The organism is Mycoplasmopsis bovigenitalium (genome assembly GCF_002356075.1).
GTDB classification, from domain to species: domain Bacteria; phylum Bacillota_I; class Bacilli_A; order Mycoplasmatales; family Metamycoplasmataceae; genus Mycoplasmopsis; species Mycoplasmopsis bovigenitalium_A.
In genome coordinates this window covers 792,094-816,124 of the sequence record NZ_AP017902.1, presented here as the reverse complement: position 1 = coordinate 816,124, position 24,031 = coordinate 792,094, and the positions used below count along the sequence as shown (strand labels likewise).

The window sequence follows — 24,031 nt, the reverse complement described above, 5'->3', positions numbered from 1 at the left end:
ATATCGATGTTGATATTTTCCCTTTTATTCCTATTTTTAAATATCTTGTATTTTGTTGTTGGATTCATATTGAGGATATTTAAAAATAAAAAGAATAATTTAATGTGCGCTATGCACAAATTTGCGATTTTAATCCCTGCTCGAAACGAAAGTAGTGTGATTGCGAATTTAATTAAGTCACTTAAATGTCAAAATTATCCATCTGATTTATTTGATATTTATGTAATTGCAGACAATTGCACTGATAATTCAAAAGAAATTGCTGACCAACAGGGCGCAATTGTTATTGAAAGAAATGATGCTCAAAACATCGGCAAAGGCTATACTTTGGATTATGCAATAAAGCATATTAACCAATTAAGACGGGGGGCAGCTATCTAATTCATTAGAATATGATGCTTTTATTGTGTTTGATGCTGACAATGTGGTTGATAAAGATTTTTTACACTACATCAATATTGAGTATTCAAAAGGATACAAAATAATTACATCATACAGAATGCCTAAAAATTACAATTCATCATGGGTTGCAGCAATCTCTGGATTAATGTACATTCGTGAATCAGTATTTGTTAATAGACCAAAAAAAGCTCTTAATATAAGTTGTTCGATATCTGGCACAGGATTTTTAGTTGACTCAAATATTTTAAAAGATGGTTGAAAATACCATTTACTAACTGAGGATATTCAACTATCATCAGATTTAGTTTCAAAGGGTCAAAAAATAGGTTATGCTAAAGATGCTATAACATATGATGAGCAGCCGACAGATTTAAAAACATTTTTTAGACAACGAACTCGCTGAGCTAAAGGTTTTCTACAAGTTTTTAGAAAATATTCTGGAAAACTATTTTTAAAATCATTCACAAGTATATCTGCGTTTGATATATTTTCATTCATTTTCCCAACTAGTTTAATTTTTATTCTTTCATTTTTGGTTAATTTGTCATTTGCGATTTTTGGATATTCAACTTCTAACATTGCTCTAGGAAATTATGCAATTATTAATTTAACTATCGGAATTAGTTTAACACTTTTAACTCCTTTTGTTTTTGGATTAATAACAACTTTGACCGAGTTTAAAAGAATCAAAGCCTCTTTTATAAAAAAGATTTGATACTCAATTTTGTTTCCGATTGCATTTTTCATTTACTTAGCAGCTTTTTTAACTGCGCTATTAAAGAAAAAAGTGGTTTGAAAACCTATTAAACATTCAGACACAAAAGATATAGTTCAAATGTAGGAAATTATGAATGAATTTCTTATTTATTTAAAGAACAAATTATTGAGCGTTCTAAACAAATTATTGATTCATATATTTCTGTTTTATTTTATGGAGACTAAAAAATGCGCACGCGCGCATTTTATTATTTGGGTTTTGGGAGCGATACATTGAACTTAATTGACAAGATTCTAACCATAATCACAGTAAATGAGGCAATTAGCATCGCAAACTTAATATCAACACGATAAAGAAGCATTAAAATAATTGTTCCCAAAACTGAAGCTAAGGCATATATATTTTTTTCAAAAATAACTGGGACTCGATTGGCAAATATATCCCTAATTATCCCCCCACCAACACCTGTTATAGCGCCAGTGAACATTATTAATATTATATTTCTCGCACTTATTTCAGTTATTTGTTTTATTTGGATTGCTTGCTGACTGCCAACGATTGTAAACACACCAAGTCCTAGAGCATCTACAAAATTGAAAAATTTGCTATCAACATCAATAATTCTTTTATTTTTTAATAAAAAGGTAATTATTGATGCCACTATTGCCAAAGATATATATATTGGGCTAGTAAATGCTGTTAGTTCATCTTTGTTTAATATAATGTCACGAATGATTCCCCCGCCAACAGCGGTTGTGACACCTAAAACAGTTATACCAAATAAGTCCATTTTCTTTTTGATTGCTACATCAGCCCCTGATGCAGCAAAGGCTATTGTGCCAATTATTTCAAAAATGGTAACTCAATCTAGTTCTAAACCTAAGATTTTAAGCATTACTTAGAATTTTTATCTAATCAATTAATTGCAGATTGAACCATGGCAGTTGGACCAATAATTAGTGCTTGCTCGTTAAATATGGTTTTAGGGTTATGAACACCAATATTTTTACTTTTGTCTTCAAAAGCTGGACACGAAACTAAAAAGTAACAAGATTCTGGCAATTCGTCAGCAATGTGAGCATAATCTTCTGAAGCGAGTGCGGGTTCATAATAATCAACATTATATTCATTATTAAGCGCTTGCTGTGATGATTCTATAACTAAATCAGCCATATTTTCATCATTAACTAGTGCAGGAACATTTGCTACAAATTCAAATTTAGCATTTGCTCTAAATGCCTTAGCAATATACTCAGTTACTTCTGGAAGACGAGTTCTTAAGTGTTCGGTAGTTTCAGTAAATAATGAACGAGCTGTACCTTGAAGATATGCTCTTGATGGCACAACATTAATAGCTCCACCAGGAGCTTCAATAAAGCCCATTGATAATGATGCACCTTTATTTGATGGCAATTCTCTTGCAAGAATACCATTTGTTGCATTAATAATTTGTGATGCTACAAAAACTGGATCAACACCATTAAATGGCATAGCGCCATGCGCACCTTTGCCCTCAATTTCGATTTTGAAATTTAGTGCAGATGCTAGTGCTTCTTTTCTTTGAACTAATATACCAAGTTTTTCGCCATTAGGTCACATATGAAGTGCTAAGCCAGCATCTGGTTTAGGGTTATTTAAAATACCTTTTTTAAGCATTAGTGCTCCACCATTTAGTGTCTCTTCGGCTGGTTGGAATAAAAATTTAATTTGTCCTTTTAATTTGTTTTCATTTTCTTTAAGAATAATTAAAGAAATAAGTAAACAAGTAGTGTGCAAATCATGGCCACAAAGGTGTGCAGCACCATTTTTAGACGCAAAATCTAATCCTGATTCTTCAGTAGTTGGCAGTGCGTCCATATCAGCTCTTAAAAGTAAAGTTTTACCTTTTTTGGCATCGCCTAATGTTCCAATAATTGCGAAGGTATCACCTAGTCTTTGGTGTTCGATATTGTACTTATCTAATATTTTTTCAATTAATTTTGCAGTATTTGGCAATTCGAATCCAACTTCGGGATTAGTGTGAATTTGACGTCTAATTTGTTTTGCTTCTTCAAAAAGTTCTTTTGCTCTTGTTAAATAAGACATGTAGCTCCTTCAAATATAAAATAAATAATTTAAATTATATATCTAGGTAATTTTTTCGTAATTATTTATTTTGCAAAATGCATTCAAAAATTCATTGAAAAATAGATTGATTTTTTGCTCATCTTTGACTATTTTTTTATCTTTGGTTCCAAAAAATAGATTTTTTAATTATGAAATGCTTATTCCATAAATTTTTACCCACCTTTTTACAAAATTGTTTAATTTACAAAAAACGAATTTTTGCCGTAAAAAATCACCCAAAAATTCGTTTTTGTTTTGCCAGCAAAAATCTTGAAAAAAATATTAAAAATTAATTAAAAATTAAAGCAATAATAATGTAGAATAGTGGTGGATAGTGGAGGAAAGTGTGTACGGACAATACGATAGAACAATTGATTCGAAAAATAGAGTTGCGTTGCCCGCTAAATTGCGTGATGCACTGGGCTCAAAATTCTATTTAACAATCGGAATGCAAAATATTGTTGAATTACGAAGCGAAGCTGAGTTTGCAAAATTAACTGCCGACTTAACTTCTAAGAGTGCTTTTGATAAAAACGCGAATTTGTTAAAGCGTTTTTGACTTGGAAACACTCACGAAATCGAACTTGATTCAATGGCACGTTTTGTTTTGCCAAAAAACGTTATTACTAAAGCTGCTATCCAAAAAGACGTTATTTTTATTGGGGTTGGTAATTCTGTTGAACTTTGGTCAGCAGAAAACTTTGAAAAATATAATGAGCAAATAAGTGTTGAAGAATTAGAAAATGCCGCAAACGAGTTAGCAAAATATGCTAGATAATCATTATTCAGTGTTGCTGGAGGAAACTATTGATTCATTGCAAGTTAAACCAGATGGAATTTATGTGGATTTAACGCTTGGAATGGGTGGGCATTCAGCAGCCATATTAGAAAAATTAACAACAGGTAAACTAATTAGTTTTGACAAAGATGACTTTGCGATAGAGAAAAGTCGCGAGCGTTTGAGTAAAATTAATGCAAATTTCATATTAGTTAAGTCAGACTTTAAATATATAACTGAAGAGCTAAATAAACTTGGAATTAAATCTGTTGATGGAATAATTGCAGATTTAGGAATTTCTTCTCCACAAATTGATAATGCTGAGCGCGGTTTTAGTTACAACAAAGATGCATATCTTGATATGCGAATGGACCAAAATCAAAGTTTAGATGCGCATTACATCATCAATAATTATGATGTTGCATCTATTGAGCAGATTTTAATTAATAACGCAGAGGTAAAGCTTGCACGTCAAGTTGCGAATGCCATTGTTAAGTCTCGCCCAATTGATACAACATTACAATTTGCGAATGTAATTAGAAATTCATTGCCAGCAAAAATTGTCAATGCGAAAAACCCTTGCAAAGCGGTTTTTCAAGCAATTAGAATTGCTGTCAATAATGAATTTGAATCGTTGCAAACTATGCTTAATAAAAGTCTAGATTTATTAAAACCAAATGCTAAGTTGGCTATTATAAGTTTTCATTCAATCGAGGATAGAATCGTTAAAAAATTTTTTGGCGCTCTTATCAAAGATAAAATGCCGGCCAAAATGCCAATAAAAGAACAAAAAAATTTCAGTGTAAAAGTTATTGATCCAAGTTCAAGTGAAACTGAACTAAACAATCGATCAAGAAGTGCTAAATTAAGAGTTTTAACTAAATTAATATAAAAGGAGAAGCTATGAAGAATTTTGTTGTCAACTTTGAAGTAGCCAACAAAATAATTCGAGCCAGTGTTATTTGCGACACTGACTCAAGTTTTAGCACAATATTAAACGAATCATATTTTTACCAAAACATTGAAGATATAGAGAAATTCATTAAATTTATAAAAACTTTACTAACACAAAAAATCAAGTTTAAAAAATATAGTGTTGAATACAATCTTATTCTGGATGACAAACACTTTAAAACTCAATGTTACATAAATAAATATGAGCAAAAAGTTGATAATAAAATATCGCAAACTCATATTAATAACTTTGAACAATATTTGTCAAAAGAACTTGATAATAACTCATTTTGCTTAAGAAAAAAAGCATTTATGTATGAGTTAATAAATCAAGGTGTCTCAAAAAAATATCAAACATTAAATTTTGAAAAACAAGCACAAATTTTGATTATTCATTATTCAATGTTATTTTTAGATTCAAACAAAGAATTGTATTTAGCAATCACATCATTATTTAAAAAATACAATATAACAATAAAAAACACCTTTTCAAAATCAACTTGCTTAAATGCTTCGCAAAAATTAGATAAACATGTTGCACTTGTTCAGTTTGATGCTGAGGGTGTAAAAATTGATGGTTTTTTCAATGATGTTAACTTATTTAGTGTTAACCGAAATTTACCTCTTGATACAGTAATTAAGTTAGTTTCGCAAAAATTAAATTGCAGTGAAGAACAAACTCGCACATTTCTTGATGCAACACTAACTAACTGGTCATATTTCAATTCAAAAAAATTTAATTCTAAACAAGGTAATATCTTAAAAGCTTTTGAAAACTTAATTCAAAGATTATGTGAATTTGTTAAGAAAGCTTATTATGAACATTATTCAGAAGGTCAACAAGTAATTTTTATTATCAAATCTCCTTATAATGATTTAGTAAAAAGCTATATTAATGATATTAAATACATAAAAATTGTTGATTTTTCTGAAAACGATAAAAGTTATGATGCTTTAGATGCAATTCATTATGGAGCATATACTTTAAGTTCACTAGTCAATAAAGAAGATCAATCACAAACATTGACAAATGTCAATGAATTCAAGTCAAAAAACATTTTTCAAAAACTATTTAGTAACTTTAAAAACAATAATTTAAGGAAATAGCAATGGAACCTGATGCAATAAAAATTAAAGTAATTGGTATTGGTAATGCAGGTTTAAATATTTGTGAGTCGCTAGTTGAGCGTCAAAATGCAAATATTGAAATTTATGCAGCTGATACAGATAAAAATAAACTTAATAAAACCAAAATAACTAACAAAATTATTCTTGGAACTTCTCTAAATGGTTCAGGCACTGGTGGTGACCCTAAATTAGGGGCCCAAGCTGCCGAAGAAAGTTCTGAGCAAATTTCGCAAATCATCGATGATTGCAATATGCTAATTATTGTTAGTGGTTTTGGTGGTGGAACAGGTACTGGTGCTAGCGAAACCATTGCAAAACTTGCAAGAAATAAAAATATTTTAACACTTGCAATAATTACTTTGCCAATGGCTGATATAGTTGGAAAAAGAAAACTTGAATTAGCAAACAATTACCTTGAGAAATTAACTCAATGCGTAAATTCATATATGGTAATTGATAATAACAGAATGTTACAACAAAATGCTGAATTGCCAATGTATCAAGCAGTTAAGATGGCTAATGTTGCCGTTGAAACAACTATTGATGTTATTGATGATATTATCAGCAATGTTAGTGATCTAAATATTGACTTCAGCGATGTTAAAAGTGCTTTAATAAATGGGGGTAAAATTGTTGTTGCTAGCGGAAAATCGCAAAATGGCGACAAAGTTACTAATGCTTTTGAAGCAGCTAGAGACTCGTCAAGTTTTATTGATAAACCTACAAGTTTTGCAACATTACTTACTAATTGCACAGTAGATACAAAAATATCATATGCTGACATTTTGGAATTAAGAAAAAAAATAATTGAAGAATACCAATTACCTGAAGATATTGATGGTAAATTTGGAATTGATTATAAAGAACATGAAGATTCGCGAGATGATTACCTTAAATTTAGTTATATACTAACTCAAGGAAATCATAATTCATCAACCAGCTATATTATTAATAATAATATGGATTTATCTCAGATAATAGATGATGAAATTACCAATGCTTTTAATTCTTATGATTCAAGCGATTCAATAAACAAAAACATTGATAAACTACCAGAATTTTAAATATGCATGCATCAAAGCCGGGTAACCGGTTTTTTATTCGAAATTCAATGATAATGAACTAATAAATGTAAGTTTTGGGTAAAATATTTATAAATTAAAGGAGTGTTATGCACAGATTTTTTTGCGATAATAAACAAAACAATTCATTTCTTTTAGATAAAGACTTGCTGCACCATATTAAAGTTGCTCGTCTAGAAAATGACTATTTTTTAATCAATTATCAAAATCACTTTTATAAATGCAAATTAAATAAAGAAACATTATGTGCTGATATTATTGAACAGGTAAATATTGATAATGAATATAAAAAAGATCTTGTGCTTGCTGCTCCAATAATAAAACCTGAGCGTTTTGAATGAATGATTGAAAAAGCTACTGAATTGGGTGTTAAAACAATAATTCCAATGTTAAGTCAATTTTGCAATCATAAATATGCTCAAAATAATTTTAGTGACAAAAAAATGCAGCGCTATAAAGCAAAAATTTTATCAGCTGCTGAACAAAGTTTTCGCAATGTAATACCTGAAATAACAAGTGTTAAAAAATTTACCAATATCATTGATTTATATATTGAAAAAGGTTATAAATTGTATATTGCTCATGAATTAGTTTCAACAGATAACACTATAGATAATATTGAAACTGATTCAATTGTTTTAATAGGGCCTGAAGGTGGGTTTAGTCAAAGTGAAATTGATTATGTTGCAAACAAAAATTATGATCAAATTAAAATAATTTCGCTTGGCAAAACAATACTAAGAGCAGAAACAGCTGCTATAAAAATGCTAAGTAAAATTAAGGAGAAATAATGCCAGAGCTTCCAGAAGTGATTATTGTTGCCCGCGAACTTAATAGCAAAGTTAAAAATTTAACAATAAAATCTATTAATATAAACAAGGAAAAATTAATCAAAGAAATTGATCATAATCAATTCAAAAATGAATTAATCGGTCAAAAAATTACTGCTGTAAAAAATATTGGAAAGCACATAATTTTTGAACTTACAAATGATTTATTTATAATAAGCCATTTACGAATGAGTGGTAAATATTCTTTTTATAAAGAGTTTCATAAGCCACAAATTCACGACCATCTAATATTTAACTTGGATGAAGGTTTTTTATATTATAATGACGCAAGAGCCTTTGGTACATTTCACTTAAAAACCAAACAAACTATATTTAATAGCCCACCATTAAATAAATTAGCAAGCGAACCAAATAATATAAATATTAATGAATTACACAAAAAACTTAAAAATAGAAATATGCCAATAAAAAATGCACTTTTAGACCAAACTCTGATTCTTGGTATTGGCAATATTTATGCCAATGAAGCTCTTTGAGAACAAAAAATCCATCCGTCTACTCCTTCTAAATTACTAGATATTAATACATTAGGCAAACTTGTAAACTCTGCTGGCATAATAATGAATAAATCAATTGAATTAGGCGGCAGTAGTATTCAAAGTTATGAATCTATGAATGGGAAAAGAGGTTCATTTCAAAACTTTTTAAAAGTGCATGGTAAAAATAATCAAGCATGCTCAAGATGCCAAACATTAATAATTAAATATAAATTAGGCGGTAGAGGCACATATTATTGTCCAAAATGTCAAAGAGGCAATTATGAGATTTAAAATAGATTTGCATGGTCATAATGTTGAACAAGCCCTTAGTAAATCAATTTTAGGATTATTTCAAGCAAAAGAGCAGGACTATGATTATTTAGAAATAATAACAGGCAAAGGCACAGGCGCGATGCAAGTAACAGTTGAACAGTTTTTAGAAGATGAAAATTTGGAATATTACATTGAAAGAGAAGGTTGTTACATAGTTAATTTGTCATATTATGGTGATTCAGATTATATAGATTAAACCAGCATTTATAGTATAATTACTATGCATATAATAATTTTTAAGGAGATTAGTTTGAAAAAAATATTATTTTCACTTGGCGGAGTTATAACCTCATTTGCTGCTGTTCCATTTGTGGCTGCATCATGTAGTAAAGAATGAGAACCAAAAGAAAGAAAAGTTGTAGTTGCAGATTTAAATGATACATCTAAAAAAGCTGGTGATAAAGTTGCTAATTACGATACTGTTCATTATACTGACCTAAGCGAAAGTATTGATCTTGGCGGGATTACTGTTAATATCGATTGATCAAAGTTCAAAAGCGATAATTTTATAGTTTCTAAACACAAAAAAGAAGGTTCTATAGGTCAAATTTTCATTAACACATATAAAGGATCTACAACAATTTATGGTAAGTCAGATACTAAACCATTTGAAGGTGTTGTTTTAGGCACTATAACCGGTTCACTACCAAAAGGTTTTTCAATAACAAATGCTGAAAGTCCAATTTACAAAAATAGCAAAGGTAACCTTAACTCTTCAGGATACATTGATTTAATCAAAGAAGGTGATAAAATTAAATTTAAATTTAGATTCCATAAATATAATGGAAAAGACACAGCACCAAACATTTCAACTCAAGTTTTTGAAGCAATAATTCAATAATTCATTAATACAAAAATGCACAATTAAATTGTAAATTGTGCATTTTTTATTTAATCCTATAAAACATATATGACTATTAAATAATATTAATGGTTTATTATTGGCAATAAATAGAACTAATTTATCTCACAAATATTTCACTAATCATTAAATATAATCCGCCAATTATTAATAACGATAAAAGAACGATTGCAATAATTGCAAGAGCACGTTTTAAAATCGCTTTGCGATTTTTTACTTTATCCTCACTAATTGAATTTCTAGCTTCTGCCAATAATTCTAGCCGTTTCTCTTTTGAAAGTTTTTTAATATTTTTTTTGTTTAAGGTTAGTTCTTCTTTTAATTCAATTGTTTCGGTCTGATTATGTGAACTAAATTGCTTGAAAATTTTCATAAGTTAATTTTAGCATTATTTAATATTTATATATTAAAAAACCCGCATTGCGGGTTAGGTGCGTTGCATTTGGTGGAGATGACGGGAGTTGAACCCGTGTCCACATAATGAGACATAATAACACTTTTTACAGTTTAGCTTATTTATATACCACAAATAAACTAAATAAGCAAAAGCTTATTTGTGGTTGTGCTTATTTTTAAGAATTAATTTTGCACAAATTAATTCCGAGCCCTTAAACCACAGCAATAAATTAAGGCGAATTTATAACTGCACTAGTTTGCAAATTACGCAAAAACTAGATTTGAATGACTTTGTAGAGCGTTTGCTGCTACTAAGTGTTTTAGTTCAACTTGAACTTTGTTTTTATCGTTTGCGACTATAAAGCCTAGAAGTATTATGGTCTACCAAACCACTGATGTTATTAATACCCATTACATGTCGAAGCCATTACACCCCCACATATAATTTAATATACCACATATTTCATTGGTACTTAATAAATAATTTAAGCATTTGCATAATTAGTAATTTAATAGTGGCCTATATTGCATTTGTAATAAAAATGAACCATTTAATGGTTCATTAGTAAAGCATATTATTTGTTTTGAATATTGTTGACTTGCTGGCGGCTTTTAAATTCAATTCATCTATCGCATTTTTTTACCGATATACTCATTTTTCTATTCATAAAGTCAATTTGAACTTTATCTTGAACAATTCAAATAGCAATAAATATTGAATAAAATATTAATCCTAAAATAGTTCAAGTGAATAAGTTTCAAGGTCATTTAGATAAAACACCAAACAATTCGGATTGCGAATTAACCTCGTTTTTACCTAAGTATAAATAATTAGTTTGTCAGCCTTTTGGAGCATAAATATAGGTTACTAAATTAATGCTAAACATTATTAAGGCCAAGCAAATAAAGAATATAGTTGTAATAAGTAAGTCTTTTGCTTTTATTTGAATTCTATGAGTTATAAGTAGCATTGAAGTAATAATAAGCAAGAAGCAATGGCACAAAATATAATCATAGAAGTAAACTGAATCAATACCAATTTTTTGTGGTTTTGTAGCAGGGACAAAATCAAAACTAGGATTTAATAAGGCAATTATGCAACCAATTATTGCTATTGGTCCAAAATACTTAATTAAATTTACTTTATTAAAAACTAAGCTTAATGCAGTAAACAATAGCATTAATCTGCAAAGATGGAAAGGTATTATTTCATAAATATTTGGGTATTTAGCAAATCAAAGAATTAAACTTCTGATAGCCATAAACACTATGGTTATTGAACCAATTAGAATTTTTAAAGATTTTGATGAAAGACTTCCTAAATGAACGCTTTTACTGTTGTATCATCTGTTGATAGGGTTTTTAAATATTCAAATTAATATAACTGCTAAAAATGAAATAAGCACACAAGTTATATATAAGGCAAGACTTATTCCCTTGAAATAAAAGTGTTTATTATCGGGTTGTCATCGAAAGAATTCGAGCATTACATTCCTCCGCCAAATCCCATTTTAGTAAGGTCGCCTAAATTTCCAGATTTAATTTTTTTAGCCATTTCATTCATTTGTTTGCTCATTGACTCAAAATCATTGATTAATCTGTTGAATTCAAATGCACTTCGACCAGAACCGGCAAGAATTCTTGCTTTTCTAGATGCTTGTTTTAGCAATTTGGGGTTTTTGCGTTCTTTTTTAGTCATTGATGAAAGTAAAATTTCATATGAAGCAAATTTTGACTCAGCTTCTTGTATTTTTTCGTCGCTAACTTTTTTAGCTAAACCAGGAATCATTTTTAAAATTGACTTCATTTTTCCTAGTTTTTTCATTTGGGCTAGATTCTGCATTAAATCATCAAGCGTAAAATCGCCTTTTAGAACCTTAGCAACCATATTATTTGCTTGCGATGGGTCATAAACTTCTTCAGCTTTTTCAATTAAGCTTAAAACATCTCCCATTCCTAAAATTCGGTCTGCCATTCGGTCAGGGTAAAACAAGTCAAGGTTTGAAATTTTTTCTCCAGTACCTATAAAGCGAATAGGTAGGTTTAGAACTTTGCACAAACTAAGTGCAGCACCACCGCGTGCATCCGAGTCTAATTTGGTAATAATTGAGCCAGAAAGATTTAATTTTTCATTGAATGTAGAAGCAACGTTAATAATATCTTGACCACTAAGTGCGTCTGCTACAAAAAATATTTCATGTGGTTTTGCAATATGTTTTAAATCAATTAATTCATTCATTAATGCTTCATCAATTGATAAACGACCCGCTGTATCGATTATTATTAGGTCATTTTTGTTTTCATTAGCGTGCTCAATTGCTTCACGAACTATATTTTGCGCACTTTCGTTAATTCCTTTTTCAAAGAAATCTACTTGTATGCTTTTAGCGAGAGTAACTAATTGTTGCACAGCGGCTGGACGATAAATATCAGCAGCTACTAGTAAAGGTTTTGAAATGTGGTTTTTCTTACGTAAATAATAAGCAAGTTTTGCTGCCGCAGTTGTTTTACCAGAACCTTGCAAACCACACATCATGATTATGAATGGTCTAGCAGTTATTTTTAATTCATTTACTTGTCCGCCTAATACATCTTGAAGCTCCATGTGAACAATTTTTATCATTTGTTGCGAAGCGTTTAAAGAACCTACCAAACGTGAATCCATTGCTTTTTGTTTAACATTAGCAACAAATTCTTTAACAACTTTTAAATTAACGTCAGCTTCTAAAAGTGCCATTTTTATATCGCGAGTAACTTCAAGAATATCTTCTTCATTAACCATTGTCTTGCGATTCATTTTTTCAATTGATTTTTGAATTCTGTTTTCTAAAAAATTAAACATAACCCTCCTATTTTACAACTATTGTGTACAAATGACCAATAGGTTTGTAGCCTAGCTCCTCATATATTTTTCCTGCTTTTTGGTTGTGGTAAAACAACATTGGAATTCTATTGTTTTCAATTACAAAATTTGAAACAGCACTAACTACTTGCGAAGCGTATCCTTTTTTTCTGTGTTCTTCTAGCGTGAATACTCCACCTATTATACTAATATTTGCTGCGTTAATGGCAATAAGAGCACAACTAACAACCTCATTATTAATTTTAATAATAAATGGGTTTGAAACATTTGAATCAAATGCTTGTTTATAAAGTTTTAATTCTTTTTCATAATCATTGCGAAAATCTTTAAATTCGTCAATTTTCATTCGCGATTTAACAATTAGTTCAATATCTTGACTTTGTGCTTTTGTTGCTATGTTTTTATCTTGAATAATTTTTTGCTCTAATTTTGAAATTATTTGTTTGTGAACATCAAATCTGTTTTTTTGATTGAAAAAAACTGATAAATTTTCAAACATTTTACTAGATATATTAATATTTTTAACACCTTCTTTTTCAATGAAATAATTGATGATTTTTTCATCAATTAAATAGTAAGGGTCGAAATATAATAATGTTTGATTATAAATCAAAATTACATATTTAATTTTTGATTCTAATTCAAAAATAAATGTTGTATGAATGTTTGAGTGTAAACCAAAAGCTTCAATATCCCCAATTAAAAAAAAGTTATTTTCACTATCTTGATTAAGAAATTCAATGATTTTTTTAGTCTCTAATTCATTAGCTTTTCTAAGCATTTTTACCTACTTAAAATATTAAAAAAACCTCTTTTAAAGGTTGTTGCAATAAGCTATTAAAGTGATTCAAGTTCTTTATCTAGTATCGCTTTTAGAGACTTTAATTCTTCGATTGTTAATGTGATGCCTTTTGATGAACGCGCGTGGTCTTCGCTTCAATCTCTGATATCGTATTTAGCTTCACCATTATTTCAAGATACAAGGTTTAATTCTCTTGTGTAACCGCTATTTGTTTCAGCTATTTTTCCAATGTGGCGAACAATTTTATTTGTTATTTCTGGTTTTTTGTATGCCATATATTCTCCTTAATAGAACCAATAAATACTAATATTAATATTATAATTATATTATAAATATTTAGTAATAATAAAAAAGTGCAAAAATCGCAATTTTATTGTATTTTTGTGGAAAATTAGCACTTATTCTTGATTTGTTCATACGCACACATTGCAATCATTGCGCCATTATCCGTTGCATATTTAAGATTTGGAACAAGTGCCTTATCACTTAATTGCATAAACTGTTTTCTTAGTTCACTATTAGCGCTTACACCGCCGGCTAGCGTCAATGAATTTACATTGTACTGGTTAAGCGCTAATTTAGTTTTGTTAATTAAATATTTAATTGCAGTGCGCTGAAAACTCGCTGCAATTTTATTTTTATCTATATTTTCACCCTTCATAGTTTGGCTATTGTAATAGTTTAGAACTTGTGATTTCAAACCACTAAAGCTAAAATCAAATTTATTTTCAGTATGTGGCATTGTAAAATCAATAAATTCTCCATTGTAATTTTGGTAGATTTTATCAATTATAGGTCCGCCCGGAAATCCTAAATCTAATTTTGAACTAACTTTATCAAAAGCCTCGCCTACTGCGTCATCAAGTGTTTGACCTATAATTTCAATGTCAAATGGCGATTTTACAACCATTAATTGAGTGTGCCCGCCTGAAACAAGCAAGCATAGAGATGGATATTGTATTTTTTGTTCAATTGCATTAGAAAAAAAATGACCGTGTAAATGATTTATTGGGATTAATGGTTTATTTAGGGTCAAAGAAATTGCAGACGCAAATAAATAACCAATCTGCAATGTGCCAATCAACCCAGGTTTTTCGGTGTAGGCAATATAATCAAGTGAATTGAATTCAATTTCATCTAATAGTAATTTTTGAATTAAATTTATATTTTTTACATGCAATCTTGAAGAAATTTCAGGAATTGTTCCACCGAATTCTTTAAATATATCAATTTGACTGATTGTTTTCATCGTCAAAATTTTGCCATCTTCCAATAGAGCAATTGATGTATCATCATGACTTGTTTCAATACCTAATATTCTCATTATTTCTTAACTCCTATTTGCGGACTTTTTATGTAGTATGGTTCAATATTCATTAAATCTTTTTGTGTTGTAAATAAACTAGAATAATCCTGAAAATTTTCAATTAAATTTTCGTAATTAATGAAATCAATTTCCTGGTTTTCTAATTGTTCAATTTTTATGTTTTCAATTGAAAATATATTGTCATTGGTAAAATATTTATATACTTTACCACCTGCTGCATTTATTGAAAATGCTTTTTTTGATGGGTTTTGTTTTGCAAGAATTTGCATTGAACTAATTGTATGAATGTTTGCATTAGTCATTAAGGTAATGGTTCTTACAAAGACTAATGATATTCTAACGCCGGTAAAAAATCCGGGACCAAGATTAATGTAAAAATCCTTTATATCATTGATTTTAATATTGTTTTCAATTAATATTTTTTGAACATATTGCGGAATAAGGGGTACTTTTTTTGGTTGGTTTTTAATGATATATGAATTTAATTTATTGAAATTATTATCGAATAAAGCAATGACAAAATCATCATTTGAGGTATCTAGAAAAAGTTTCATTATTTTACCTCCTCAATTGAAAATACGTGTTTTTCGCCATCTAATTTGATTCTTATATCAAGATAATTTGTGTACATATGGGATATATTATCTGACCATTCAATAGCAACAATATTATCTAGGTAATAGTCTTCAAATTCATCTAAGTCTTGAGCCAAGTTATATGCGTCGATGTGAATTAAACCCTCATACTCCTTCATAAAATTAAATGTAGGTGAGGTTATATTATCTTTTATACCAATTAACTTCGCTATTTCCTTAACCAATGTTGTTTTGCCTGCCCCTAAATCTCCATTAAGAAGTATGATTTTTGATTTTGTTAGATTTTTTAATACATATTGTGCAACATGTTGGATATTTTCATTGTTGTTTGTTGTAAAAATTTTGACCATTAGCGCCCCTTAGATATTTAATATTAATTATTATACTTAATATGGATTTTTATTAAGCAATAAAAAATAGGGCAATGCCCCATTTTGAATAATTATTTAATAATTTTTGTAACGTTACCGTAACCTACAGTGTGTCCACCTTCACGAATTGAGAATTTAGTTCCTTCTTCAACTGCGATAGGAGCAATTAGTTTAACTGTTAGTTCAACGTTTTCACCTGGTGTAACCATTTCACGGCCAGCTTCAAATTCAACACCACCAGTAACGTCTGTTGTACGGAAGTAGAATTGAGGTTTATAGTTTTTGAAGAATGGTGTGTGACGTCCACCCTCATCTTTTGTAAGAACATAGATTTGAGCTTGGAATTCTGTGTGAGGAACAATTGAACCTGGTTTTGCTAGAACTTGACCACGTTCGATAGCTGATCTTTCAACACCACGTAGTAATAGACCTGCGTTGTCACCAGCTTGAACTTCTTTAAGGTTTTTTCTAAACATTTCCATACCTGTAACAACAGTTTTTTTGGTTTGTTTTAGACCAACGATTTCAACTTCTTCGTTTAAGTTTAATCTACCACGTTCAACACGACCAGTAGCAACTGTACCACGACCTGAAATTGTAAATACGTCTTCAACTGCCATTAAGAATGGTTTGTCAAATTCTTTAATAGGAGTTTCGATTCATGTGTCAACAGCGTTCATTAACTCCATAATTTTTTCTTCTCATTGAGCTTCACCAGCTAAAGCTTTAGCAGCTGATCCACGGATAAATGGAGTGTTGTCACCATCAAAACCGTATTTTGATAGAAGTTCACGAACTTCCATTTCAACTAAGTCAACCATTTCAGCTTCATCTTCTGAAAGCATGTCTGTTTTGTTTAAGAAAACAACCATACGTGGAACACCAACTTGTTTTGAAAGTAGAATGTGTTCACGTGTTTGAGGCATAGCCCCGTCAGTTGCAGCAACAACTAGGATAGCACCATCCATTTGTGCAGCACCGGTAATCATGTTTTTAATGTAGTCGGCGTGACCAGGACAGTCAACGTGTGCATAGTGACGAGCTTCAGTTTCGTATTCGATGTGTGAAGTATTAATTGTGATACCACGTTCTCTTTCTTCTGGTGCGTTGTCGATTGATGCATAGTCACGAGCTTCAGCTAAACCTTTTTTAGCTAATGTAGAAGCAATAGCAGCAGTAAGAGTAGTTTTACCGTGGTCAACGTGACCGATTGTACCGATATTAACGTGTTCTTTTGAACGACTAAAATCTATTTTTGCCATGTTATATATTTCCTTTCATTTTGTTAAATATAAATTGTTTTAGCGCTAAACCAACCTAAGTGCGGCCTTTCATCCGCATCCTATCCATGGCTAATTTATTCGATCAATAAAATAGCACTTTAATTTTAGCAAAGAAACAAATTTAAAAAAATATTTATGTAGCTTATTATAATAATTTAATTAAATAATTAATAATAATTATAAATAAATAATTATTAATATTTGTTGTTTATAATTTTTGCAATTGCAACATTTAATAATTTATGTTAATTTTTATATTGCTAAATTGTAAATAAAATATAATTAAAATCAAAATTTAGGAGAATAATGAAATCAAAATATATCAATAATTCAGAGTTGGGTATTAATAATATTGGCGAAAAAGTAACAATTCACGGTTTTGTTGCAAACAAACGTCGTTTTGGTGAATTGACATTCATCGATTTAAGGGATAGAAGCGGAATTGTTCAATGTGTTTTCAATAAAGATGTTCATATTAATAAAGAAAGCGTTATTGAAGTTAGTGGTCAAGTTGTAGCTCGAAAAAGTGTGAATAAAGACTTAAAAAGCGGCGCCATTGAAATTATTGTTGAAAATTATCTTATTTTTTCAGAGTCTCATGAAGAATTGCCTTTCGCAATTCGCGATGATATAAATGTTAACGAAGATTTAAGACTAAAATATCGTTTTTTAGACTTGCGAAGAAATAAGATGCAAAATAACATAATTTTAAAAAGCAATTTAATGTTTGCTGTGCGTGAATTTATGCATAAAAATGGCTTTATTGATATTGAAACACCAATGTTGGCACGCTCAACACCTGAAGGTGCTAGAGACTTTTTGGTTCCAACACGAAATGCAAATGAGTTTTGAGCACTTCCACAAAGCCCACAACTTTTCAAACAATTATTAATGGTATCTGGTTTTGAGAAATATTATCAATTTGCAAGATGTTTTAGGGATGAAGATGGCAGAAAAGACCGTCAACCTGAATTTACTCAACTTGATATTGAAGCTGCGTTTTTAAATGTTGAAGATTTTCAAAAATATATTGAAGAATTGTTTAAGCATATTTTTGCTCAACTAGGTCTTAATTTAGTTACACCATTGGCAAGAATTAAGTATTTTGATGCTTTAAGAGATTATGGAACTGATAAACCTGATTTAAGATTTGGATACAAAATTGAAGATATAAATGATTTTTGTTTAGATACTGATTTCGATATTATCAAAAATTCTCCTGCAAAAAGACTATTGCAAGTAGATACAATAATTACTAAAAAAGATTTCAAACAACTTGCGGAAATTGCTCAGAAAAATAAAGCTAATATTTTGTTTTATTTTGTTGTTGAAAATGGCGAAATTACACATAGTAATTTTGCGAATAAAGTTTCCCAATCTGTATATAATCTAATTGAAAAAAGAAAAAATAAAGACGGTTCTTATTTCATTGTTGCTAACACATATGAAAACTCTTCAAAAGCGTTAGGAGCTGTTCGCGTTGAATTAAATGAAATGTTCCAATATGCCAAGGCAGATACATATCATTTGTCTTGAGTTACTGACTGACCAATGTTTGAATATGATGAAGAAAACAACTCTTGACAAGCAGCACACCATCCATTTACTCAATTTGACCATGAATTAGATGAATTGGATTCATTGCCACTTGATAAAGTTATGGCTCGAAGTTATGATTTAGTTTTAAATGGTTTTGAATTAGGATCAGGTTCTGCAAGAATTTATGACTCTAAAACACAACAAAAAATGTTTGAAATGATTGGTATGGATAAAGAACAACAACAATCAAAATTCGGTTGATTCATAAATTCATTTAAATATGGTGTTCCTCCTCACTGTGGAATTGGTTTGGGTCTTGATAGACTTGTGATGATTTTGACCAATGAAAAAAGTATTCGAGATGTAATTGCATTTCCAAAAAATGCAAAAGCGCAAGATGTATTTACTCAAGCGCCAAGTTCTGTTGATAAAAAACAACTCGATGAATTGTTTATTGAAGTCAAAAAAAGATTAGTATAAAAGTTTGCATTTTAAGACTTTCCCGTTTGGGAAAGTTTTATAATAATTTTATGAAAAGTTATCTTAAATATTTGTATCCAGAAATAGAACCTTATTTAAAAAAATTTTATAATCCCGATGATAGCGAACACAAAATTTACTATGAAATAAGCGGGAATCCTAATGGTATACCAGTCGTTTACGTTCATGGCGGACCTGGTGGCGGAACTAGTCCTGTTTGTCGCAGATTTTTTGACCCCAAAAAATACAAAATTATTTTAATTGACCAAAGAGGTTGTGGCAAATCTACTCCATCATTGCTTACAAAGAACAATACAACAGATTTTTTGATTGAAGATATGGAGAATATTCGCAAAATTTTAAAAATTAATAAGTGAATTCTTTTTGGCGGTTCTTGAGGCACTACTTTATCGCTTTGTTATGCAATAAAATATCCGCAAAATGTATCAAAATTAGTTTTAAGAGGTATATATCTTAATCGTCAAAGTGATGTAGATTGATTATTTCAAGAAGGAGCAAGTTATCTTAAACCAATTGAATTCGAAAAATATACTTCAATTTTAAGTACAGAGCAAAAGAAAAATATTCTAAATTCATATTATGAAATGATGAATAGCAATGATGAAAATATTCGCAATAAAGCTTTCATACATTGAACAAATTGAGAAACAGCTCTAATTAGTGTTAATAAAGTCAAATTTGATGCACATAAATATCCAAAAGAAACTGCTGAAATAGCTTTTTTAGAAAACTACTATTTTTACAATAAAGCTTGAATGCCTGAAAATTATATTTTGAATAATATTGACAAAATTAAACATATTGAAACTTATATTGTGCATGGAGAATATGACATTGATTGTCGCCCATCTGGAGCATATGATTTGCATAAGACAATGCAAAATTCAAAATTATTTATGTTAAGTAAAACAGCACATACACAGAGAGAGTGAAAAATCGCCAAAACTCTTGTTAAAATTATGGATAATTTAACTTTTGATTAAATATATTAATTAATAATACTCGGTTATGAATGTATAATTTATAAGCATAAAATATTGTGTTTATTGGTTAATCATCAATTTAGTTTATGCTGAAAATGGAGGAAAAATGCTAATTAGACTTACAAGAGATTTTTTAAAACAAATGCCACTATCAATTTTGACTGCTTTTAAAATCGAAAACTTTACAAATGTTGTAAAAAATGAAGAAAAATACAATGAATTGAAAAAAATGGCAATTGAAGTATTAAATGATAAAAACAAAATTGATGAATACACAAAAAACTTTATTTCTAAAAAAATAAAGCAAAATTCATTTTTGGAAATTGTTAAAAAAGGGCCTAAAGCTTTTGAAACAAACGATGCTCTTCAAAATGTTATTAATATGTTAACTATTTTGAGAGGATTTACATTATCTAATATCGTTATTGATAATTTATTTGGTAAACTAGACGTTTATAGCGATGATAAAGGATTAATATTTACAAATAACAACCAAACATTAGGCCACGTGTTTAATAATGGGATTGAAAATACTTATAATTTTGACAAATCAATTCTATTTCTAGAGTCAATGGACGAAACCGAATATGAACATTATTTGAAATCAATCACTATTACTACTGAATACTTGGGTACAATTTTTGATTTTAAACCAGTTCGTAAAATTTTAACATTAGTTAGCGATACTGCAGATACTTTCTCACAAGCTGAAATTGACTGAACTACTGAAGGTTGAGATTTATTTGGAGAAGTTGCTCTTATTCGTAAAAAGTCTTGTCACATTTAAAAAAATGCCGCGAGGCATTTTTATTTGACAATACTTGAAACTTTTTCAATTGATTTTTCAATACTTTCGCAAATTCCATCTGCAACTAATTGATTGATAACAATGCTACAAATTAAGTGCAATTTGTCATCTAAATTTAGCTCTTCTTTGAAAAAGAATTTATCAACTTTTGAAATATATCAACGCACTATTTTAACAGGAATGTCTTTTGTTTTTGTGAATGTTGAATTTCTTGATAAATCTTTTAACCATTCTTTTTCAATATTTACACTGTTTTCTTCATGATATTTATTAGTAAACGAGTCTTTAAATCTGTATTGGAATTCTCCACTTTTGAATCTTAAATCGTTCTCTAAGCAGTATTTTTTGACTTTTTCTCAATCAATTTTAGTATTTACTTTGATTTTTTTGTATTTTATTATGCAAATTAAAAGTACTATTACATTTAATGTGAAAATAATTGATATCAAAATTATATAGGATGCTCGATTTGATTTAAGAATTGATGGGTCTTTTACTAAAAACTCATTTATTAAAATCAATGCAATAAACATAATTAATGTTATTAATGCAGTGATAATATAGTGGAAAATTTGACTTAATTTAACAACTTTAATGTCAGAAAATATAAATTTTTTTTCGATATATGTTTTATTACCATATAGTATTTTTCGAATTAGTATGACTTGCAGAAATAATGGTGCAGCAAATAAAATGAAAATTGATATGTTAATTAAATTTGTGGTTGTGAAATATCCACCTGAATCACTTGCTGCTGAATTAGACAAGTTTGACATATAAAAATTTTGAACTGATAATCTTCACATTAGTCCTCCAATAAAAAATCTTTGTTATATATTTTCAATGCTAAATTTTTTGGTAATACTCTTTCGAGTTCTTCAATTGATGCGTTATAGATGTTGGAATATGTCTTGAAATGTTCAATGAGTTTTTGTTCATATTTTTCACCTATACCTTTTATTCTTTGAAGCTTGCTTTCTAGCGAAAATATTTTTTTTCTTTTTCAAAAATGCTCTTTTGCAAACCTATCAACTTCGATTTGTACTTGTGTTAAAAAGTTTTTGAGACTAGGTGGTTCTATATTTTGTACATTTCCATTAACATCAATTATTTTGCTTGTTTTGTGTTTATCATTTTTTACCAAACCAATAATATTTATATTGAAATTGAGTTTTTTTAAAACTTTATGAATTTCATTGATTTGGGCTTTGCCACCATCTGCGATAATTAAATCCGGGAGTAAATTTTCATCAATATTTTTGAAGTATTTTTCTGTTGTAAGTTTCATATATTCAACATCAGCTTCACGATAATTTATTTCAGAGTGATTAAATTTTCTATAATAATATTTGTTTTTCATTGCATTTGTGTATGCCACAGCAACACCGACAGGGTTTTCATTTGATAAAGTTGAGTTATCAAATGCAATTATATTTGAGCAAATCGTTCCATTTGTGTATTTTGATAATTGCTTTAAAATTTCATAATTTTTTTGCTCAATTGAATCAGATTTGTGTTGATTTTGTTGAAAATAGTTGTTCAAGTTTATTTGCGCAATTGATAAAATTTTTGAGTAAGAACCTTTTTGAGGAATTACAAAGTTATAATCCATGACATCTAACAATAAAGCTTGCCCAATTTGTTCACTTATTATAATTTGGTCAGGCTTTATTTTATTTTTATAGAAAACTCTAAAAAAGTTATTGATTGTTTCATTAAAATCAATTTGAATAGGAATAGTCATATCGTCTTTACCAATAAGATTTCCGTGTCTATAGTACAAAACTGTTATGAAAATGTTGTTTAAATTTGATTTTGCAGCAAAAACATCAACATTTTGATATTTATTTAGTTCAATTACTTGGTCTTGGACTAATTTTTCTAAAAAGATTAAACTTTTTTTAATGTCAAGAGCAATTTCAAATTGCATATTTTCAGCCGCATTTAGCATTTTTGTTTTTAATTGCGATAAGTAATCTTTATTGAATTTGATTAATGATTTTATTTTTTCAAATTTGCTTTCTCAAAACTTTGGATCTGAATTAATAATTTTTAACCCATTTTCATAGTGAGCTTCTCTTTGTAATAATTTGAGTATTTCGGTTGCGCCCCCAGATGAAAAAGGGCCAAAATAAATTACATCGTTTCCACGCTTATATATTTTCCTTTCAATTGAAATATCAATTGATTTGGTCGATTTTTGAATCTTAATATAAGGGTATCTTTTGTCGTCTAAAAGTAGTATGTTGTATTCGGGATTAAATTTCTCAATAAATTGTTTTTCCAGTAGTAAGGCTTCTTTATTGTTTCGAACTAAAAAGATTTCAAAATCACAAATTTTTTGAACAAGTGCGTGTGTTTTATATGAGTTTATTGCACCCTCGAAATAATCATGCATTCTTCTGTGTAAATTTATAGCTTTACCTACATATATGACTCGATTTAATGAATCTTTTCAAAGATAAATGCCGGGTGATTTTGGCAAATTTGACATTTTTTGTCTTAATTCGGGATTCATTATTCAAGATTTTCCTCAATAAAGTCAATGATTATTTCTTTAGGATAGATACCAGAGCCACTTCTTGTTACTTTGTTATTGTATATAACTATAAATTTTGGTGATTGTCAAATTTTATATGAATCATTTATGTCTTTGTATATATTGGTTTTTTCAATATCAACGTTCATAAATTTTACATTTGAGTTGTTTTTAAATTGTTCTTCTACTTCCTCATAAGTATTTAACATAGTTAAAGAATTAATATCATTGCTTTTTGTGAAACATACAAAAAATATAACAGATGAATTAACTCTGTTTTCAATTGTGCTTTGGACTTCATCTCACGTATATTTTTTCACGCTAACCTCT

General features: G+C 29.1%; 27 protein-coding genes and 1 other RNA gene. 13 read left to right on the top strand and 15 right to left on the bottom strand.

Annotated features, from left to right (window positions below):
- Positions 1–111: 111 nt before the first annotated feature.
- Both MBVG596_RS03555 and MBVG596_RS03550 read left to right on the top strand, forming a co-directional pair.
- Positions 112–381: a glycosyltransferase family 2 protein gene (locus MBVG596_RS03555; protein ID WP_172412434.1), complete on the top strand. Its 270-nt coding sequence runs from the start codon at positions 112–114 to the stop codon at positions 379–381.
- A gap of 25 nt (positions 382–406) precedes the next feature.
- Positions 407–1,243, top strand: a complete 837-nt coding sequence (locus MBVG596_RS03550; RefSeq protein ID WP_096387284.1) for a glycosyltransferase family 2 protein — start codon at positions 407–409, stop codon at positions 1,241–1,243.
- 124 nt (positions 1,244–1,367) lie between these two features.
- Here the strand turns inward: MBVG596_RS03550 and MBVG596_RS03545 are convergent, their stop codons facing one another.
- Positions 1,368–2,015 carry a trimeric intracellular cation channel family protein gene (locus MBVG596_RS03545; RefSeq protein ID WP_096387281.1) on the bottom strand — a complete coding sequence of 216 codons (648 nt, stop codon included), beginning with the start codon at positions 2,013–2,015 and terminating at the stop codon, positions 1,368–1,370.
- The gene (locus MBVG596_RS03540) at positions 2,015–3,205 is read right to left on the bottom strand and encodes a M20 metallopeptidase family protein (protein WP_096387278.1); all 1,191 of its coding nucleotides are present in this window, start codon (positions 3,203–3,205) and stop codon (positions 2,015–2,017) included. The genes MBVG596_RS03545 and MBVG596_RS03540 overlap by 1 nt, the downstream gene beginning before the upstream one ends.
- Before the next feature lie 367 nt (positions 3,206–3,572).
- Between MBVG596_RS03540 and mraZ the strand changes: the two genes are divergently transcribed.
- The 8 genes from mraZ (at position 3,573) to MBVG596_RS03500 (ending at position 9,672) form a co-directional block, all read left to right on the top strand.
- Entirely contained in the window at positions 3,573–4,004 is a 432-nt protein-coding gene (gene mraZ / locus MBVG596_RS03535; RefSeq protein ID WP_096387275.1) for a division/cell wall cluster transcriptional repressor MraZ, read from the top strand.
- The gene (gene rsmH, locus MBVG596_RS03530) at positions 3,994–4,896 is read left to right on the top strand and encodes a 16S rRNA (cytosine(1402)-N(4))-methyltransferase RsmH (protein ID WP_096387273.1); all 903 of its coding nucleotides are present in this window, start codon (positions 3,994–3,996) and stop codon (positions 4,894–4,896) included. The genes mraZ and rsmH overlap by 11 nt, the downstream gene beginning before the upstream one ends.
- An 11-nt stretch (positions 4,897–4,907) precedes the next feature.
- A complete protein-coding gene (locus tag MBVG596_RS03525; protein ID WP_096387270.1) occupies positions 4,908–6,065 on the top strand; it encodes an MAG3720 family protein in 1,158 nt (385 codons plus the stop codon).
- A 2-nt stretch (positions 6,066–6,067) separates the two neighbouring features.
- Positions 6,068–7,150 (top strand): cell division protein FtsZ, encoded by a 1,083-nt coding sequence (locus tag MBVG596_RS03520; RefSeq protein ID WP_096387267.1) that lies wholly within the window; start codon positions 6,068–6,070, stop codon positions 7,148–7,150.
- Between the two features lie 107 nt (positions 7,151–7,257).
- Positions 7,258–7,959, top strand: coding sequence for a 16S rRNA (uracil(1498)-N(3))-methyltransferase (locus MBVG596_RS03515; protein WP_096387265.1), 702 nt, complete (start codon positions 7,258–7,260; stop codon positions 7,957–7,959).
- Positions 7,959–8,789 (top strand): DNA-formamidopyrimidine glycosylase, encoded by an 831-nt coding sequence (gene mutM, locus MBVG596_RS03510; RefSeq protein WP_096387262.1) that lies wholly within the window; start codon positions 7,959–7,961, stop codon positions 8,787–8,789. The genes MBVG596_RS03515 and mutM overlap by 1 nt, the downstream gene beginning before the upstream one ends.
- Positions 8,779–9,027, top strand: a complete 249-nt coding sequence (locus tag MBVG596_RS03505) for a Smr/MutS family protein (RefSeq protein WP_096387259.1) — start codon at positions 8,779–8,781, stop codon at positions 9,025–9,027. The genes mutM and MBVG596_RS03505 overlap by 11 nt, the downstream gene beginning before the upstream one ends.
- Before the next feature lie 54 nt (positions 9,028–9,081).
- Positions 9,082–9,672, top strand: coding sequence for a variable surface lipoprotein (locus tag MBVG596_RS03500; protein ID WP_172412432.1), 591 nt, complete (start codon positions 9,082–9,084; stop codon positions 9,670–9,672).
- A gap of 121 nt (positions 9,673–9,793) precedes the next feature.
- Here the strand turns inward: MBVG596_RS03500 and MBVG596_RS03495 are convergent, their stop codons facing one another.
- From MBVG596_RS03495 to tuf, 10 genes are all read right to left on the bottom strand, one after another.
- Complete coding sequence (locus tag MBVG596_RS03495) at positions 9,794–10,066, bottom strand: hypothetical protein (protein WP_096387253.1); 273 nt, start codon at positions 10,064–10,066, stop codon at positions 9,794–9,796.
- Positions 10,067–10,136: 70 nt separating this feature from the next.
- Positions 10,137–10,526: a transfer-messenger RNA gene (ssrA, locus tag MBVG596_RS03490) on the bottom strand.
- A 138-nt stretch (positions 10,527–10,664) separates the two neighbouring features.
- A complete protein-coding gene (locus tag MBVG596_RS03485; protein ID WP_096387250.1) occupies positions 10,665–11,576 on the bottom strand; it encodes a YwaF family protein in 912 nt (303 codons plus the stop codon).
- A complete protein-coding gene (gene ffh / locus MBVG596_RS03480; RefSeq protein WP_096387247.1) occupies positions 11,576–12,931 on the bottom strand; it encodes a signal recognition particle protein in 1,356 nt (451 codons plus the stop codon). The genes MBVG596_RS03485 and ffh overlap by 1 nt, the downstream gene beginning before the upstream one ends.
- A gap of 7 nt (positions 12,932–12,938) precedes the next feature.
- Positions 12,939–13,733 carry a GNAT family N-acetyltransferase gene (locus MBVG596_RS03475; RefSeq protein WP_096387244.1) on the bottom strand — a complete coding sequence of 265 codons (795 nt, stop codon included), beginning with the start codon at positions 13,731–13,733 and terminating at the stop codon, positions 12,939–12,941.
- Between the two features lie 56 nt (positions 13,734–13,789).
- Positions 13,790–14,029, bottom strand: coding sequence for a YdbC family protein (locus MBVG596_RS03470; protein WP_004418898.1), 240 nt, complete (start codon positions 14,027–14,029; stop codon positions 13,790–13,792).
- Positions 14,030–14,145: 116 nt separating this feature from the next.
- Positions 14,146–15,078, bottom strand: coding sequence for a tRNA (adenosine(37)-N6)-threonylcarbamoyltransferase complex transferase subunit TsaD (tsaD, locus tag MBVG596_RS03465; RefSeq protein WP_096387239.1), 933 nt, complete (start codon positions 15,076–15,078; stop codon positions 14,146–14,148).
- Positions 15,078–15,635 (bottom strand): tRNA (adenosine(37)-N6)-threonylcarbamoyltransferase complex dimerization subunit type 1 TsaB, encoded by a 558-nt coding sequence (gene tsaB, locus MBVG596_RS03460; protein ID WP_096387236.1) that lies wholly within the window; start codon positions 15,633–15,635, stop codon positions 15,078–15,080. Before tsaB ends, tsaD begins: the two co-directional genes overlap by 1 nt.
- Positions 15,635–16,027 (bottom strand): tRNA (adenosine(37)-N6)-threonylcarbamoyltransferase complex ATPase subunit type 1 TsaE, encoded by a 393-nt coding sequence (tsaE, locus tag MBVG596_RS03455; protein ID WP_004418904.1) that lies wholly within the window; start codon positions 16,025–16,027, stop codon positions 15,635–15,637. The genes tsaB and tsaE overlap by 1 nt, the downstream gene beginning before the upstream one ends.
- Positions 16,028–16,119: 92 nt before the next feature.
- Positions 16,120–17,310, bottom strand: coding sequence for an elongation factor Tu (tuf, locus tag MBVG596_RS03450; protein ID WP_004418907.1), 1,191 nt, complete (start codon positions 17,308–17,310; stop codon positions 16,120–16,122).
- Between the two features lie 327 nt (positions 17,311–17,637).
- On the opposite strand from tuf, the gene aspS reads away from it, so the two are divergent.
- The 3 genes from aspS (at position 17,638) to MBVG596_RS03435 (ending at position 21,141) form a co-directional block, all read left to right on the top strand.
- Positions 17,638–19,350: an aspartate--tRNA ligase gene (gene aspS / locus MBVG596_RS03445; RefSeq protein ID WP_096387233.1), complete on the top strand. Its 1,713-nt coding sequence runs from the start codon at positions 17,638–17,640 to the stop codon at positions 19,348–19,350.
- Positions 19,351–19,400: 50 nt separating this feature from the next.
- Positions 19,401–20,354, top strand: a complete 954-nt coding sequence (gene pip, locus MBVG596_RS03440; protein ID WP_096387231.1) for a prolyl aminopeptidase — start codon at positions 19,401–19,403, stop codon at positions 20,352–20,354.
- Between the two features lie 106 nt (positions 20,355–20,460).
- Positions 20,461–21,141, top strand: coding sequence for a hypothetical protein (locus MBVG596_RS03435; protein ID WP_096387228.1), 681 nt, complete (start codon positions 20,461–20,463; stop codon positions 21,139–21,141).
- Between the two features lie 20 nt (positions 21,142–21,161).
- Here MBVG596_RS03435 and MBVG596_RS03430 read toward each other — a convergent pair whose 3' ends face one another.
- From MBVG596_RS03430 to MBVG596_RS03420, 3 genes are read right to left on the bottom strand one after another with little or no spacing between them, the layout of a single operon-like run.
- The gene (locus MBVG596_RS03430) at positions 21,162–21,968 is read right to left on the bottom strand and encodes a hypothetical protein (protein WP_096387226.1); all 807 of its coding nucleotides are present in this window, start codon (positions 21,966–21,968) and stop codon (positions 21,162–21,164) included.
- Entirely contained in the window at positions 21,968–23,680 is a 1,713-nt protein-coding gene (uvrC, locus tag MBVG596_RS03425; protein WP_096387223.1) for an excinuclease ABC subunit UvrC, read from the bottom strand. The genes MBVG596_RS03430 and uvrC overlap by 1 nt, the downstream gene beginning before the upstream one ends.
- Positions 23,680–24,021, bottom strand: a complete 342-nt coding sequence (locus tag MBVG596_RS03420; protein ID WP_096387220.1) for a thioredoxin domain-containing protein — start codon at positions 24,019–24,021, stop codon at positions 23,680–23,682. The genes uvrC and MBVG596_RS03420 overlap by 1 nt, the downstream gene beginning before the upstream one ends.
- Between the last annotated feature and the right edge of the window lie 10 nt (positions 24,022–24,031).